Origin of the sequence: Sciscionella sediminilitoris (assembly GCF_000737195.2) — a bacterium.
In the GTDB taxonomy this organism is placed as follows: domain Bacteria; phylum Actinomycetota; class Actinomycetes; order Mycobacteriales; family Pseudonocardiaceae; genus Sciscionella; species Sciscionella sediminilitoris.
In genome coordinates, this window is record NZ_JALM01000010.1 from 137543 (window position 1) to 150966 (window position 13424).

Here is a 13424-nt window from a genome sequence, read left to right on the forward strand (position 1 = left end):
AGTGGTCGATTTCGCCTACACCGAGACGATGACCGAGATCGCGGGACTGGCGCGCGCGATCCTGGACGACAACGTGAACCCGGCCCGCCTCGCCGAGGTGGACGGGTTCAAGCACCGCTTCGACGACGCGCTCTGGCGCAAGCTCATCGGGTCCGGGGTGGTGGCCGCGCTGCTCCCCGAGGAGCTGGGCGGGGACGGGCTCGGCGCGCTCGAACTCGCCGCGGTGCAGATCGAGCTCGGCCGCGCGCTCGCCCCGGTTCCGCTGCTGGAAACGGTGGTGGCCGCGACTGCCTTCGGCACCCCGTTCGAGGCCGGGATCTCCACCGTGGCAACGGAAACCGAACTGTCTGCGGAAGGCTCCGCGCTGACCGGATCGGCGAGCCTGGTGCCCTATGCCGCGGCAGCGGAGCAGGCGCTGCTGCTCGGCGCGGACGGCGCGTGGCGGGTCCGGATCGCGGATACCGAACTGACCGTGCAGGAGCTCGTGGACGGGCGCAGCGCGGCGAAGCTGGAATTCAGCGGGGTGACCGGGGTCCGGCTGGACTGCGCACCGGGAGAGATGCGGGACCGGCTCGCCCTCGGCCGCTGCGCGCACCAGCTCGGCGTGCTCGAGCGCGCCCTCGAGCTCACCGCGGAGTACGCGCGCACCCGCGAGCAGTTCGGCCGCCCGATCGGCAGTTTCCAGGCGGTCAGCCACCGGCTCGCGGACTGCTACATCGACATCGAGGCGCTGCGGCTGACCCTGTGGCAGGCGGTGACCTCGGGGACCGCGGTCGATCTGGCCACCGTGCGCTATCACGCCGCCGAGGCCGGACACCGGGTCGCGCACGCCGCGGTGCACGTGCACGGCGGGGCCGGACTGGACATGGACAACGCACTGCACCGGTTCTTCCTCGCGGCCAAGCGCAACGAGTTCGCGATCGGAGCGGCGCGGGAAACCCTCGTCGAGCTCGGCGGGCTGCTCGCTCGATGACCACGGTCACCGAACTGCTTTCCGGTCTCGCCGAGGAACACGGCACCGGGATCCGCACCAGGGACGAGTTCCGGACCTGGGCCGAGCACCTGCTCGACGCCCGCCGCAGGGTGACCGCGCTGCACGGGCTGTGCCGGCGGGACCGGCCGCCGCACATCGGGGTGCTCGCCGCGAACGGCATCGAGTTCTCCGCGCTGCTCGCCGGTGCCGCGCTCGGCGGGATGGTGCTCGTCGGGCTCAATCCCACCCGGCGCGGTGCGGCGCTCGCCGCCGACATCCGGAAGACCGACTGTGCCGCGGTGCTCACCGACGCCGAACACGTGGCACTGCTCGAGGACAGTCCCGTCCCGGTGCTCGAACTGGACGGCGAATCCTGGGCCAGCCGGGTTCGCGCGGCCGAACCCGCCGAGATCCGGCCCGCCTCGCCCGAGGATCTGCTCATGCTGATCTTCACCTCCGGCACCAGCGCGGAACCGAAGGCGGTGTGCTGCACGCACGGCAAGATCGCCGATCCGGGGCTGATGCTCGCGCGGCGGTTCGGGCTCGGGCGCGGCGACACGCTCTACGGGGCGATGCCGATGTTCCACTCCAACGCCATCCTTGCCTGCTGGTCGGTGGCACTGGCCGCGGGCGCGAATCTCGCACTGCGCAAGCGATTCTCCGCTTCGGGTTTTCTGCCGGACGTCCGGTTCTTCGGCGCGAGCTATGCCAACTACGTCGGGCGCCCGCTGTCCTATGTGCTCGCGACCCCACGCGCCGAAAACGACACGGAGAACCCACTGCGGATCGTGTACGGCAACGAGGGGAATCCGGCGCACATCAAGGAGTTCGCCGAGCGGTTCGACTGCACCGTGATCGACGCCTACGGCTCCACCGAGGGCGGGGTCGCGATCTCCCGCACCCCGGAGACCCCGGACTCCGCGCTCGGCCCGCTCACCGAGAACCTCGACATCCGGCACCCGGAAACCGGAGAATCCTGCCCGGTGGCCGAATTCGACGCCGAGGGACAGCTGACCAATCCCCGCGAGGCGATCGGTGAACTGGTCAACACCGCGGGCGCGGGCATGTTCACCGGCTACTACAAGGACGACTCCGCCGAACGGGAACGGCTCGTCCAGGGCTGCTACCACACCGGAGACCTCGTCTACCGGGACGCGCAGGGGTTCTGCTACTTCGTCGGGCGCACCGGGGACTGGCTGCGGGTGGACGGGGAGAACCTCGGCACCGCGCCGATCGAGCGCGCCATCGGCGAATGGGAATGCGCCGCCGAGGTCGCCGTGTACGCGGTGCCCGACGAGACCGTCGGCGACCAGGTGATGGCCGCGATCGTGCCACGCCCGCGCACCGGTCCCGATCCGCGCGAATTCAGTGCGTGGATCGCCGGACAGCGCGATCTCGGCCCCAAACAGCTGCCCCGCTTCGTGCGCATCTGCGCCGAGCTTCCTCGCACCGCGACCTTCAAGGTGCGCAAACGGGAACTGACCGAGCAGGGCATCGCGACGAGCGATCCGGTGTGGGTGCGAGAGAACGGCAGCTACCACGCCCGGTAGGTTCGCATGGTGTGACCACCGCTGAACTGCGCGGGCTGACCGTGCACGTCGACACCGGCCGGTGGAGCGAGACGGTACTGGACTCGGTCCACCTCGAGGTTCCCGCGGGCCGGATCACCGCGCTGCTCGGGGAATCCGGCTGCGGCAAGTCCATGCTCGCCGCCGCGCTGGCGGGCTCGCTTCCCGCGGTCGCGCACAGCACCGGGGATGTGCGCCTGCACGGCGCCGTCGGCCTGGTGCCGCAGTTCGGGGTCACGGCCTTCGCGGCGCACCGTTCCGTGGGCGCGCAGCTGCGCGAACGTCAGCGGCCGCGGCACGGGATGCGGGTCGAGGACGCCTGCGCGGCGGCGCTGTATCCGACCGAACTGCTCGAGCTGTATCCACAGCAGCATTCCGGTGGTCAGATCCAGCGTGCCGCGCTGGCCGCCGCCCTGCTGCCCGGTCCCGATCTTCTCATCGTGGACGAGCCGAGCGCCTCCCTCGACATGGGCACCGCCTATCGGGTGTGGGCCGCTCTTCGGGCCTACGCCGATACCGGGGCCGCCGTGCTGACCATCACCCACGACGTGCTGCTGCTGACCGAAACCGGGGTCGCCGACCGGATCGCGATCATGCGCGAGGGCCGTATCATCGCGATCGGGACACCGGCCGAGATCCGCGCCCTCGAAGATCCTTATGTGCGGGGATTCTTCCAGCAGATCGGCCAGTAGTACGCAATGCCTGGGCCGTCGCTTCGCGGTACGCGCCCCGCCTCCGCAGCCCCGCAGCAAGATCAACTTGCCCCGGGAGCAGTGGCTGGTTGTGCTGTTCGGGCACGTCGGTGACGGTTCGACATGCCGGGGACGGTCCTGAAGTGGGTGAGGGCCTCCGGGTTCGGTGTGTATCACCACGAAACAGAACAGCTAATCCATTGAGGTGATTCTCCAATGTTGCCACCGCAGCAGAGTGGCGGCTGGCCATGCGGGACCGGCAGATCACCCGCCGCGCGGCCAAAGGGCTCCCGCGGTCGCACGCAGCACCTGGGACGTTTACCTCGACGGCGTAGCCGGGCGTGACACCCCGATACACCAAACGCGCCGCCCATCACCAGTCCGAACTCACCATCGCGGCGATCATTCTCTGGCCCCGATGACCTACCGACAACACGTAGTCCATTGAGGTGATTCTCCAATGTTGCCACGGAAAAGCACCTCCATATGGTAGTATAGATATTATGAGCACTGGGGAAATTGGCGCAATACTGTCGAGCCGGGAGCGGCTTGACCGGTTCATCGAACAGGCCGCGATCGTGCGCCGCGCGGAGGCGGAATTGTTGTCTCAGCTTGCGGATTTGGACAAGGAAGGTGCGCCGGTCGAGTTCGGGTACTGTGGTTCGGCGGCGACTCTGGCTCAGGATGTGTTGCGGATCAGTCGTGCTGAGGCTCGCAGAATGGCCGAACGAGCGCGCGCACTGTTTGGTGCGCTCGGCATCAGTGGGGAACCGCTGTCCCCGGATCTACCGAACACCGCGGAAGCCTATTCACGTGGTGAGGTCGGTGTCGAACACGTGGACCGAATCCGCACATTCGCCGCCGAGTTGCCCGCTGAGGTGTTGATCGGGAACACCTGGCCGATCGCAGAAAAAGCCCTCGCCGAGATCGCCGGTGAAGTGGGCCCGCGTGGGCTTGTCCGGCCGATCCGGAAACTACGGGCGCGCCTCGACCCGGACGGGCAGGAACCCACCGATCGCGAACCTGTCCGTCCGGATCGGGAGATCTGGCTCCGGCAACACGCAAACCAGTGGGAAATCCGGGGTCGCCTGGACTATGAAACCGGGTTGAAACTCCGCAGTGTTCTCGATGCGCTCGGGAAACCCCGCAGTGCCGAGGCTAACGGCGGAACACCCGACACGCGCACCCCGCCCGAGCGCGACGCCGACGCGTTCGCCGACATTGTCCAACTCGCCGCCAATCCGGAAAACCTCCCCGAATCAGGCGGCGAACCCTTCACGATTATGGTGACGATGAGCGAACAAGCCCTGCGGGATGGCATCGGCCACGCCACCACCATGGACGGCAGCACCATCCCTGCCACCCAGTTGCGCCGAATCGCCTGCGACGCCGGAATCATTCCGACGGTGTTGGGAAGCGAGGGGGAAGTGCTCGACATGGGATGCCGCGACCGCACCGCACCACCCAAACTCAGACGACGACTCACCGCCAGAGACCACGGCTGCGCCCACCCCGACTGCGATAAACCACCCGCACTCACCCAAGCCCACCACATCCACCACCACGCCAACGGCGGCCACACCACCGAGAACAACATGGTGCTGCTCTGCGCCCACCACCATCGCATGATCCACCACACCGCATGGCAAGTCCGCATCACCAACGGCATACCCGAGTTCACCCCACCCGGCTACCGATCCGGAGCACGGGTCGCGGCGTCGAGGAATTCCAGCTGATCGGCGAGCAGATCGGCGCGTTGCAGAACCGCGAAATGGTCGTCCGGGTAACCGCGCACCCGCGAGCCGGGAATGCGCGCCGCAAGCCTGCGCACGGCCGCTGCCGGGGCGATCGTGTCCCGTTCGGCCGCCGCCAGGAACACGGGCGCGGTGATCCGGTTCGTGCGCACCGGGAACAGCAGCGGCCAGCTGCGCACGGTGAACCGGGCGGCGAGTTCGTTGCGCCAGGAAGCCCCCTCGGTCAGGGCCCGGAACCCGGCGAGGGCACCGGGAGAACGGACGACCGCAACCCCGTGCTCGGCGACCGCGGGCACCGTGACCGGCGAACGGTAGGCGTCCCGCATCCCGGCGACGGCAAGCCGCAGCAGGTTGACCGGCGGCTGACCCCGAGTGGTGGCCAGCATCGAGGCCATCGGCGCGGTGGCCAGCACGGCGGCGAGATCACCGCGCCGCGCCGCGAGCTCCAGCACGTGCCGCCCACTGTAGGAATAGCCCCAGGCCACGAGCCGTCGCACCCCGGGAAGCCCGGCCGCATGGGCGAGCACCCGGGCGTAGTCGGCGCGCTGGCGGAGCGGATCGACCAACTGCCGCGGAATTCCCTCGCTCGCACCGAGACAACCGAAATCGAACAACAGCACGGTATGCCCCGCCGCGGCGAACGCCTCCGCGAACCGGGGAAGGCCGTGTTCGCGGCACAGGGCGAGCCCGTTCGCCATGACCACGCAGTGCCCCGATCCGCGCCCGCGCGGGCGATAACACCACGCGGCGAGCGCACCGGAAGGCGTGCCGATCCGGTGATCCTCACGATCGGGCATCGCGGGCGTCAGTCGAACCGCTTGCCGAGGTTCCCGATCGTGCTCCGCGCCTGTTCCACGAGCTCGTCCATCAGCTCGGCGACCGGGCGGATCTCGTTCATCCGCCCCACGATCTGGCCGACCGGCATCGCGACCGCGCTCGGATCCTCGGCGGCCGACATCCGTTGGTGTGCCTCACTGACGAGCAGGTTCTGCAGCGGCATGGGCAACGGTTCCGGGGCGCCCGAGGCCTGCCAGGCATCGGTCCACCTGGTGCGCAGCAACCGCGCGGGCTTGCCGGTGTAGATCCGGGAACGCACGGTGTCCGAGGAAGTGGCCGCGAGCAGGGCACGCTGCACGGCCGACTGCCCTCCCCCGCTGAGCTGGTTCTCGGCGGTGGTCAGCCAGTAGGAACCCATCCACGCCCCGTCCGCGCCCAAGGCGAGCGCGGCGGCGAGCTGGCGCCCCGAACCGATCCCGCCCGCGGCGAGCACCGGAACCTCGCTGCCCACGGCGTCCACCACCTCGGGGACGAGCACCATGGTGGCGATCTCCCCGGTGTGCCCACCGGCCTCATGTCCTTGCGCCACAATGACATCCACCCCGCGCTCGACATGACGGCGGGCGTGCTCGGCCTTCCCGGCCAGCGCGGCGACCGGCACCCCGGCCTCGTGCACCCGGGCGATCACATCGTCCGGCGGCGAACCCAGCGCGTTGGCCACGAGCTTGACCGGATGCCCCAGCGCCACATCCACGTGCGAACGCGCCACCGAGTGCAGCCAGCCCAGTACCCCGGAATTACGGTCCCCTTCCGGAAGGGCGGGCACCCCGAGATCACGCAGGGTCCGGTCCACGAATTCCTTGTGCTCGGCGGGAATCATCGCCTCGAGGTCCACTTCCCCACCCTCGGTGGGGATCTTCGCGGGCATCACGATGTCCACACCGTAGGGCTTGCCCTCGGTGTTCTCGTCCATCCAGTCGAGTACCCGGTCGAGCTCCTCGGCGTCGTTGAACCGCACGCAGCCGAGCATGCCCAGACCACCCGCGCGAGAAACCGCGGCGGCGACATGTTCGGAGGGGGTGAACGCGAAGATCGGGTGCTCGATACCGAACCGCTCACAGATAGAGCTCATCCTCAGACCTTTCCTGCGGTGACGGCCACACTGTCATCGGGTTCGCGTCCCGCGGCGAATTCCTTCGCCCACGCGTAATCGGGTTTCCCGCTCGGGGTGCGCCGGATCGAATCGGCGAACCACACGCTGCGCGGCACCTTGTATCCGGCGATGCGCTCCCGCAGGAACTCGTTGAGCTCGGTCAGCCCAGGACGATCGCCCTCCCGGGCGGCGATCACCGCGGCCACCCGCTGGCCGAGCCGTTCGTCGGCGATCCCGATCACCAGGGTGTCGAACACCGCCGGATGTGCCTTGAGCGCGGATTCCACTTCCTCCGGGTACACCTTCTCCCCCGCCGTGTTCACGCAGGTGCTTCCGCGCCCGAGCAGGGTGATCGTGCCGTCCTCCTCGAGGCAGGCGAAGTCACCGGGAACCGTGTACCGCTCACCGCCGATGGTCACGAACACCTCGGCGGACTTCTTCTCGTCCTTGTAGTAACCGATCGGGACGTAGTTGCGCCGCGCGAGCCGTCCGGTTTCGCCCTTGGCCACCGGATTCCCCTCGTCGTCGATCACCACCGCGTCCTCGTCCGCGATCACCCGCGGCCCCACGGTGGACACCCCGTCGCGCTGGGCGATGGAGAGCCCGGTGAACCCGGTCTCCGAGGAACCGATCGAATCGGTGAGCACGGCGTTCGGCAGCTTCTCCAGGAACTGGTTCTTGACCGAGGCGGAGAACAGTGCCGCACTCGAGGCGATCGCGACGACCGAGGAAATGTCGTACTCGCGTTCGTTCACCGCCTCGATCATCGGCCTTCCCATCGCGTCCCCGGAAATGAGCAGCACGTTCACCTTGTGCCGCTGCACCAGGTCCCACACCGCGTGCCCGGAGAAGTCCGGGAGCATGACCACCGCGCCGCCAGAGAACAGCGCGCGCAGGCTCGCCCACTGGGTCGCCCCGTGGATCAGCGGCGGGATCGGCAGGGTCACCAGTGGCGGATTCTCCGCGCCGGTCCGCGACTGCTCCCACTCATCGGGCAGCCGCCGCCCGGTGTACACCTCGACACCGCCGCCGAGCGCGCGCCAGATGTCCTCCTGGCGCCACACCACGCCTTTCGGCATTCCGGTGGTGCCGCCGGTGTAGAGAATGTAGTGATCGTCCGGGCTGCGCGGGCCGAAATCCCGCTCCGGGGAACCCTGTTCGAGGGCCGTCGCGTACGGCACCCCGTCCGATTCGGCTTCCGAACCGTCCTCGATCACGATCCGGTGGCGCAGCTTCGGCAGATCCGGGGTCACCGAGGCGACCGTCCCGGCCAGCGCACGGTCGTAGACCAGCGCGCACAGATCGGCATTGTCCGCGAGATAACGCAGTTCGTTCTCGACATACCGGTAATTGATGTTGATAGCGACCGCACGCAATTTGTACGCGGCGATCATCGCCTCGATGAGCTCGATCGAATTTCTGCCGTAAACCCCGACATGACTACCGGCCGTCACCCCATTCGCCTGCATGTGGTGCGCGAGCCGGTTGGTCCGTTGTTCCAGTTCCGCATAGGTGACCGAACGATCACCGCACAGGACGGCTGTGCGCTCACCGCACGCGTCCACCGCGTGCTCGACCAGATCCGCGATGGTGATTGCCATACCGAAGAAACTAGAACATGTTATCGTTTTGAGCAATAGCCCGGATGCCGGCGTTCCCGTTCAATCGGAAGGATCTGCCCCCAATGACCGAACCGCATTGTCTCGTCACCGAGGAGGACGGCGTCCTCCTCGTCACGCTGAATCGCCCGGAAGCACGCAATGCGCTCAGCCCGGAGATGACCCGGATCATGACCGAGGCATGGCGCCGGGTGGACGAGGATCCGGCGATCCGCTGCTGCGTGCTCACCGGCACGGGTGGTTATTTCTGCGCGGGCGCCGACCTCAAGGCGATGACCGCGAGTCACCCCTCGGAATCCTTCTCCAGCGGCGGATTCGACCCGACCACGATCGAGTCCCTGCTCAAGGGGCGCAGGCTGAGCAAACCGCTGATCGCCGCCGTCGAGGGACCGGCCATCGCGGGCGGCACCGAGATCCTGCAGGCCACCGATATCCGCATCGCGGGCCGCAGCGCGAAATTCGGCGTCTCCGAGGTGCGCTGGGGCCTGTTCCCGCTCGGTGGATCGGCGGTCCGGCTGCCGCGCCAGATCCCCTACACCGTGGCCGCCGATCTGCTGCTCACCGGGCGGCACATTCAGGCCGAGGAAGCGCAGCGGATCGGCCTGATCGGCCAGGTCGTCGAGGACGGTGAAGCGCTGTCCACCGCGATGGAGGTGGCCAGGCGGATCGCGGAGAACGGACCGGTCGCGGTGCAGGCGGTGCTGCGCACCATGCGGGAGACCGAAGGCCTCGCGGAGAACGACGCCTTCCCGATCGAGACCAAGCTCGGCCTCTCGGTGTTCGCCTCGGCGGATGCCAAGGAGGGCCCGCGCGCCTTCGCGGAGAAGCGCAAGCCCCAGTTCACGGGGGAATAGACCGCTCACCGGGGAGTGGCCGCGAGCGTACCCAGCAGGGCGAGCGCATCGGCCGAGGCGGTGCCCGGTTCGGCGTGGTACACGACCAGCTGCTGCCCCGGCGCGGAGCGGACGTCGAAGGTCTGCATCCGCAGCGTCAGCTCGCCCACCTCCGGGTGCACGAACGTCTTGACCTCGGCGTTCTTCCCGCGGGCCTCGTTGCGCTCCCACAGCTCGACGAACCACGGGCTGCTCGCCCGCAGCTGCCGCACGAGCTCGGCAACCCGCGGATCGTCCGGGGCCGCGGCGGCGGCCGCGCGGAACCCGGCCACGGTGTTCACCGCGGCGGCGCGCCAGTCCCGGTAGAACGCGGGAGCCGCCTCGTCCAGGAACATATTGAGCAGCAGGTTGTCCGAGTAACCGAACGGCTGCCACAGCGCGGCACCGAGCCGATTGCGGGCCAGCACATCGTAGGTCCGGCCGAGCAGCAGCGTGGGATTGTCCGGCCAGCCGTCCATCAGCTGCAACAAGTCCGGGTCCACCCGCTCCGGGCGGGCGGCGGTGCGCAGTGCCGGGGTGAATCCGGCGATCCGGAACAGGTGCTGGTGTGCGTCCTCGTCCAGCCGCAACGCATCGGCGATCGCGGCCAGCACCTGCGTCGAGGGATGCCGTTCGCGGCCCTGTTCGAGCCGGATGTAGTAGTCCACGCTCAGCCCGGACAGCGTGGCGACCTCCTCCCGGCGCAGCCCGGCCACCCGCCGCCTGCGCGTGCTAGGCAGACCTGCTTGTTCCGGGGTCACCTGGTCACGGCGGGCCCGCAGGAACTCACCGAGCGCCATCTCGTCCATCCCCCGAGTCTAGGGCCCCGCGCCGGTCCGAGGGTGGGTGCGGCGCTCCCAGGATGACCGCGTCCTGCCCGTGGTCGCGGATTCTCGGCACCGTTGTCGGCGGAACCGGCAACGCAACCCGAGGAGAACCACATGCCCGAGACCGTGATCGTCACCGGCGCGAGCAGCGGCATCGGTGCCGCGACCGCGCGCCATCTCGCCGCCGAGGGCTGGCAGGTCATCGCCGCGGCCCGGCGCGCCGAGCGGCTCAGCGAACTGGTCGAGGACATCCGCTCCCGCGGCGGTTCGGCCACCGCGGCGGCCGTGGATGTCACCGCACACCACGAGGTGACCGAGCTCGTCGAGGCCACGGTCGCCGAACACGGCCGGATCGACGCCTTCGTGGCCAACGCCGGGGTGATGCCGCTTTCCCGGCTGGACGCGGGCCTCGTGGCCGAATGGGACCGGATGATCGACGTCAACATCCGCGGCCTGCTGCACGGCATCGACGCCGTACTGCCGCATTTCCACCGGCAGGGCCGCGGCCACCTGGTCACGGTGGCCTCGGTCGGCGCATACCAGGTCACCCCGACCGCCGCGGTGTACTGCGGCACCAAGTTCGCCGAGCGCGCGATCACCGAGGGGCTGCGCCTGGAAAGCGATCCGGGTATCCGGGTCAGCACGATCTCGCCCGGGGTCGTCACCTCCGAACTCGCGGATTCCATCACCGACCCGGAAGCCGCCGAGTTCATGCGGGCCTATCGCGAACACGCCATCGCACCGGAATCGGTCGCCACCGCGATCGGCTACGCACTGACCCAGCCCGCCGAGGTCGATGTCAACGAAATCGTCATCCGGCCGGCGCAAGGGCGCTGACCGCGAATACCGGAAAGGACAGCGAACATGGCACCCACCGCATTCGAATCCCTTGATCTGACCGGAAAAGTCGCGGTCGTCACCGGAGCGGCCCAAGGGATCGGCAACGCCTGCGCACGGCTGCTCGCCGCCCGCGGCGCCAAGCTCGTCGTCACCGACCGCGCGGATTCCGTGCGGGAACAGGAAACCGCGGATGTCGCCACCCTGGTCGGCGACGTCGCCGAGGAGGACACCGCCCGGGACACGATGGCACTCGCGGTCGAACGCTTCGGCGGTCTGGACATTCTGGTCAACAATGCGGGACAGACCCTGAACAAGCCCGTCACCGAGACCAGCCTCGCCGATTTCGACCGGATCATGCGGGTCAACGCGCAGGGCAATTTCGTCCAGGCCCGGGAGGCGTTCCGCGTCATGCGGGACACCGGCGGCGGTGCGATCGTGTCCGTCGCCTCGGTCTCGGCGCTGGTCGCGTTCGAGACCCAGACCGCGTACGCGGCATCCAAGGGCGCGCTCGTGCAGCTGGCCCGGGTGCTCGCGATCGAGGGCGGGGCGCACGGAATCCGCAGCAACGCGGTGATTCCCGGCGTCATCGACACCGACATCATGGACGGCGTCGTCGAGAACGGCCGGGAAATGCTCGCGAGTTTCGGGCCCGCGCATCCCCTCGGCCGCATCGGCGAGCCCGGAGAGGTCGCGGAGGCGGTGGCCTTCCTCGCCGCGCCCGCCTCGGGTTTCGTCACCGGGGCGCTGCTGGCCGTGGACGGCGGCTGGACCGCGCAGTGACTCGCGTGGCGCTCAGGCCTTCGCCGCGTCCTCCCAGTACGGCTCGCTCAGCTTTCGCTTGTACAGCTTGCCGTTCGGGTCGCGCGGCAGCTCGGCCAGGAAGTCGATGCTGCGCGGGAGCTTGAACTTGGCCAGCCGCCCGGCGGCGTAGGCGAGCAGGTCCTCGGCGAGCCGTTCCCGGTCGCCGGACTCCCCGGCCGGTTGCACGACCGCCTTGACCTCCTCGCCCCAGTCCGGGTTGGGAATACCGAACACGGCGACATCGGCGACCTCGGGATGGCCCATGAGCGCGTTCTCGATCTCGGCGGGGTAGATGTTCACCCCGCCGGAGATGATCATGTTGTTCTTGCGGTCCAGCAGGAACAGGTAACCGTCCTCGTCGAGGTAGCCGATGTCGCCCATGGTGAACATCTCGCCGATGCGCGCCTTCTCGGTCTTGTCCGGGGCGTTGTGGTACTTGAAGCTGGAACCGCCCATCTTCAGGTACACGGTCCCGGTCTCCCCCGCCGCGAGCCGGTTGCCCTCCTCGTCGAAGATCGCCACCTCCGAATACGGCCAGGCCTTGCCGACCGATCCGGGCTTGCGCAACCACTCCGGCGAGGTGATCAGGGTCCCGCCGCCCTCGGTCGCCGCGTAGTACTCGATGACCACCGGTCCCCACCAGTCCAGCATCGCGCGCTTGGTCTCGTCCGGGCAGGGCGCGGCACCGTGGATCATGGCGCGCAGCGAGGACACGTCATAGCGGTCGCGCACCTCCTTCGGCAGCGCAAGCAGCCGGTGGAACTGCGTGGGCACCATGTGGCTGTGGGTGACCCGGTGCGCCTCGATGAGCGCGAGCATCCGTTCCGGATCCCAGCGGTCCATCAGCACCACGGGATGCCCGAGCTGCAGCGAAATGCTCGCGAAGTTCAGCACCGCGGTGTGGTAGAGCGGCGAGCCGCACAGGTGCACGTGATCGTCGAACGGCTGGATGCCGAACAGGGCGAAGAATCCGCTCGAGGCCACCGGAACCGCGTCCGGATCGGCCCCGGTGAGCGGGCGGCGCACGCCCTTGGGATTCCCCGTGGTGCCGGAGGTGTAGAGCATCGGGGAACCCGCGGTGCGCGGTTCCGGGCGGCGCGTGGTGCGCCCGCCGCCGAGCGAGTCCAGCGGCGCGAAGCCGGGGACCTCCCCGACGGCGTACCGCGCGGTGATCCCGGCCCCGTCGGCGGCGGCCTGCGCGGTCTCGGCGAACCGCTCGTGCGCGATGAACGCCTTCGCCTCGCTGTCCCGGAGGATGTACTCCACCTCGGGTCCGGTCAGGTGCCAGTTCGCCATCACGATGTAGTAGCCGCTCTGCACCGCGGCGAAGTACAGGGCCAGCGCCCGCATGTCGTTCGGCAGCATCACCACCACGACATCGCCGACCTCGAAACCGAGTTCGGCGAGGCCTAGCGCATAGGCGTTCGCGGTCTCGGTGAGCTCGCCGTAGCTGGTGGTGCGCCCGTCCGCCTCGATGACGGCCTCGGCGTCCGGAGTCGCCGAGGCGATGTTCCATAGTCCCGCATTCGCTGTCTCCACCCGCCCAAA

The 13424-nt window shown here is 68.9% G+C and carries 12 protein-coding genes; 7 read left to right on the plus strand and 5 right to left on the minus strand.

The genetic code is table 11. The annotated features are described in order from the left end of the window. The first annotated feature begins 1 nt into the window (after position 1). The 4 genes from AD72_RS05475 (at position 2) to AD72_RS05490 (ending at position 4969) form a co-directional block, all read left to right on the plus strand. A complete protein-coding gene (locus AD72_RS05475; RefSeq protein ID WP_051897976.1) occupies positions 2 to 973 on the plus strand; it encodes an acyl-CoA dehydrogenase family protein in 972 nt (323 codons plus the stop codon). Beyond that, positions 970 to 2523 carry an AMP-binding protein gene (locus AD72_RS05480; protein WP_031465292.1) on the plus strand — a complete coding sequence of 518 codons (1554 nt, stop codon included), beginning with the start codon at positions 970 to 972 and terminating at the stop codon, positions 2521 to 2523. The genes AD72_RS05475 and AD72_RS05480 overlap by 4 nt, the downstream gene beginning before the upstream one ends. Positions 2524 to 2534: 11 nt before the next feature. Continuing rightward, the gene (locus AD72_RS05485) at positions 2535 to 3233 is read left to right on the plus strand and encodes an ATP-binding cassette domain-containing protein (RefSeq protein ID WP_031465293.1); all 699 of its coding nucleotides are present in this window, start codon (positions 2535 to 2537) and stop codon (positions 3231 to 3233) included. A 503-nt stretch (positions 3234 to 3736) separates the two neighbouring features. Then, positions 3737 to 4969 carry an HNH endonuclease signature motif containing protein gene (locus AD72_RS05490; protein WP_082468771.1) on the plus strand — a complete coding sequence of 411 codons (1233 nt, stop codon included), beginning with the start codon at positions 3737 to 3739 and terminating at the stop codon, positions 4967 to 4969. Here AD72_RS05490 and AD72_RS05495 read toward each other — a convergent pair. From AD72_RS05495 to AD72_RS05505, 3 genes are read right to left on the minus strand one after another with little or no spacing between them, the layout of a single operon-like run. After that, entirely contained in the window at positions 4924 to 5784 is an 861-nt protein-coding gene (locus AD72_RS05495) for an alpha/beta hydrolase (RefSeq protein WP_031465295.1), read from the minus strand. The two genes, AD72_RS05490 and AD72_RS05495, sit on opposite strands and share 46 nt — an antisense overlap. Before the next feature lie 8 nt (positions 5785 to 5792). Beyond that, positions 5793 to 6896, minus strand: coding sequence for an NAD(P)H-dependent flavin oxidoreductase (locus AD72_RS05500; RefSeq protein WP_031465296.1), 1104 nt, complete (start codon positions 6894 to 6896; stop codon positions 5793 to 5795). 2 nt (positions 6897 to 6898) lie between these two features. Continuing rightward, the gene (locus AD72_RS05505; RefSeq protein ID WP_031465297.1) at positions 6899 to 8518 is read right to left on the minus strand and encodes an acyl-CoA synthetase; all 1620 of its coding nucleotides are present in this window, start codon (positions 8516 to 8518) and stop codon (positions 6899 to 6901) included. An 83-nt stretch (positions 8519 to 8601) separates the two neighbouring features. Between AD72_RS05505 and AD72_RS05510 the strand changes: the two genes are divergently transcribed. Continuing rightward, positions 8602 to 9390: a crotonase/enoyl-CoA hydratase family protein gene (locus tag AD72_RS05510; RefSeq protein ID WP_031465298.1), complete on the plus strand. Its 789-nt coding sequence runs from the start codon at positions 8602 to 8604 to the stop codon at positions 9388 to 9390. 5 nt (positions 9391 to 9395) lie between these two features. Here AD72_RS05510 and AD72_RS05515 read toward each other — a convergent pair whose 3' ends face one another. After that, positions 9396 to 10217 carry a helix-turn-helix transcriptional regulator gene (locus tag AD72_RS05515; RefSeq protein ID WP_031465299.1) on the minus strand — a complete coding sequence of 274 codons (822 nt, stop codon included), beginning with the start codon at positions 10215 to 10217 and terminating at the stop codon, positions 9396 to 9398. A 132-nt stretch (positions 10218 to 10349) separates the two neighbouring features. Here AD72_RS05515 and AD72_RS05520 point away from each other — a divergent pair, with 132 nt between their 5' ends. Continuing rightward, the gene (locus AD72_RS05520) at positions 10350 to 11072 is read left to right on the plus strand and encodes an SDR family oxidoreductase (RefSeq protein ID WP_031465300.1); all 723 of its coding nucleotides are present in this window, start codon (positions 10350 to 10352) and stop codon (positions 11070 to 11072) included. A gap of 27 nt (positions 11073 to 11099) precedes the next feature. Then, on the plus strand, positions 11100 to 11855 hold the full coding sequence (locus AD72_RS05525; RefSeq protein WP_031465301.1) for an SDR family NAD(P)-dependent oxidoreductase: 756 nt from the start codon (positions 11100 to 11102) through the stop codon (positions 11853 to 11855). A gap of 12 nt (positions 11856 to 11867) precedes the next feature. On the opposite strand, the gene AD72_RS05530 is transcribed toward AD72_RS05525, so the two are convergent. Beyond that, the gene (locus tag AD72_RS05530; protein ID WP_031465302.1) at positions 11868 to 13415 is read right to left on the minus strand and encodes an acyl-CoA synthetase; all 1548 of its coding nucleotides are present in this window, start codon (positions 13413 to 13415) and stop codon (positions 11868 to 11870) included. Positions 13416 to 13424 lie beyond the last annotated feature (9 nt).

Excerpts from the sequence above, each read along its gene's own strand:
- AD72_RS05480 (WP_031465292.1), top strand. The coding sequence starts at position 970 with ATGACCACGGTCACCGAACTGCTTTCCGGTCTCGCCGAGGAACACGGC.
- AD72_RS05490 (WP_082468771.1), top strand. The coding sequence starts at position 3,737 with ATGAGCACTGGGGAAATTGGCGCAATACTGTCGAGCCGGGAGCGGCTT.
- AD72_RS05495 (WP_031465295.1), bottom strand. The coding sequence starts at position 5,784 with ATGCCCGATCGTGAGGATCACCGGATCGGCACGCCTTCCGGTGCGCTC.
- AD72_RS05500 (WP_031465296.1), bottom strand. The coding sequence starts at position 6,896 with ATGAGCTCTATCTGTGAGCGGTTCGGTATCGAGCACCCGATCTTCGCG.
- AD72_RS05505 (WP_031465297.1), bottom strand. The coding sequence starts at position 8,518 with ATGGCAATCACCATCGCGGATCTGGTCGAGCACGCGGTGGACGCGTGC.
- AD72_RS05510 (WP_031465298.1), top strand. The coding sequence starts at position 8,602 with ATGACCGAACCGCATTGTCTCGTCACCGAGGAGGACGGCGTCCTCCTC.
- AD72_RS05515 (WP_031465299.1), bottom strand. The coding sequence starts at position 10,217 with ATGGACGAGATGGCGCTCGGTGAGTTCCTGCGGGCCCGCCGTGACCAG.
- AD72_RS05520 (WP_031465300.1), top strand. The coding sequence starts at position 10,350 with ATGCCCGAGACCGTGATCGTCACCGGCGCGAGCAGCGGCATCGGTGCC.
- AD72_RS05525 (WP_031465301.1), top strand. The coding sequence starts at position 11,100 with ATGGCACCCACCGCATTCGAATCCCTTGATCTGACCGGAAAAGTCGCG.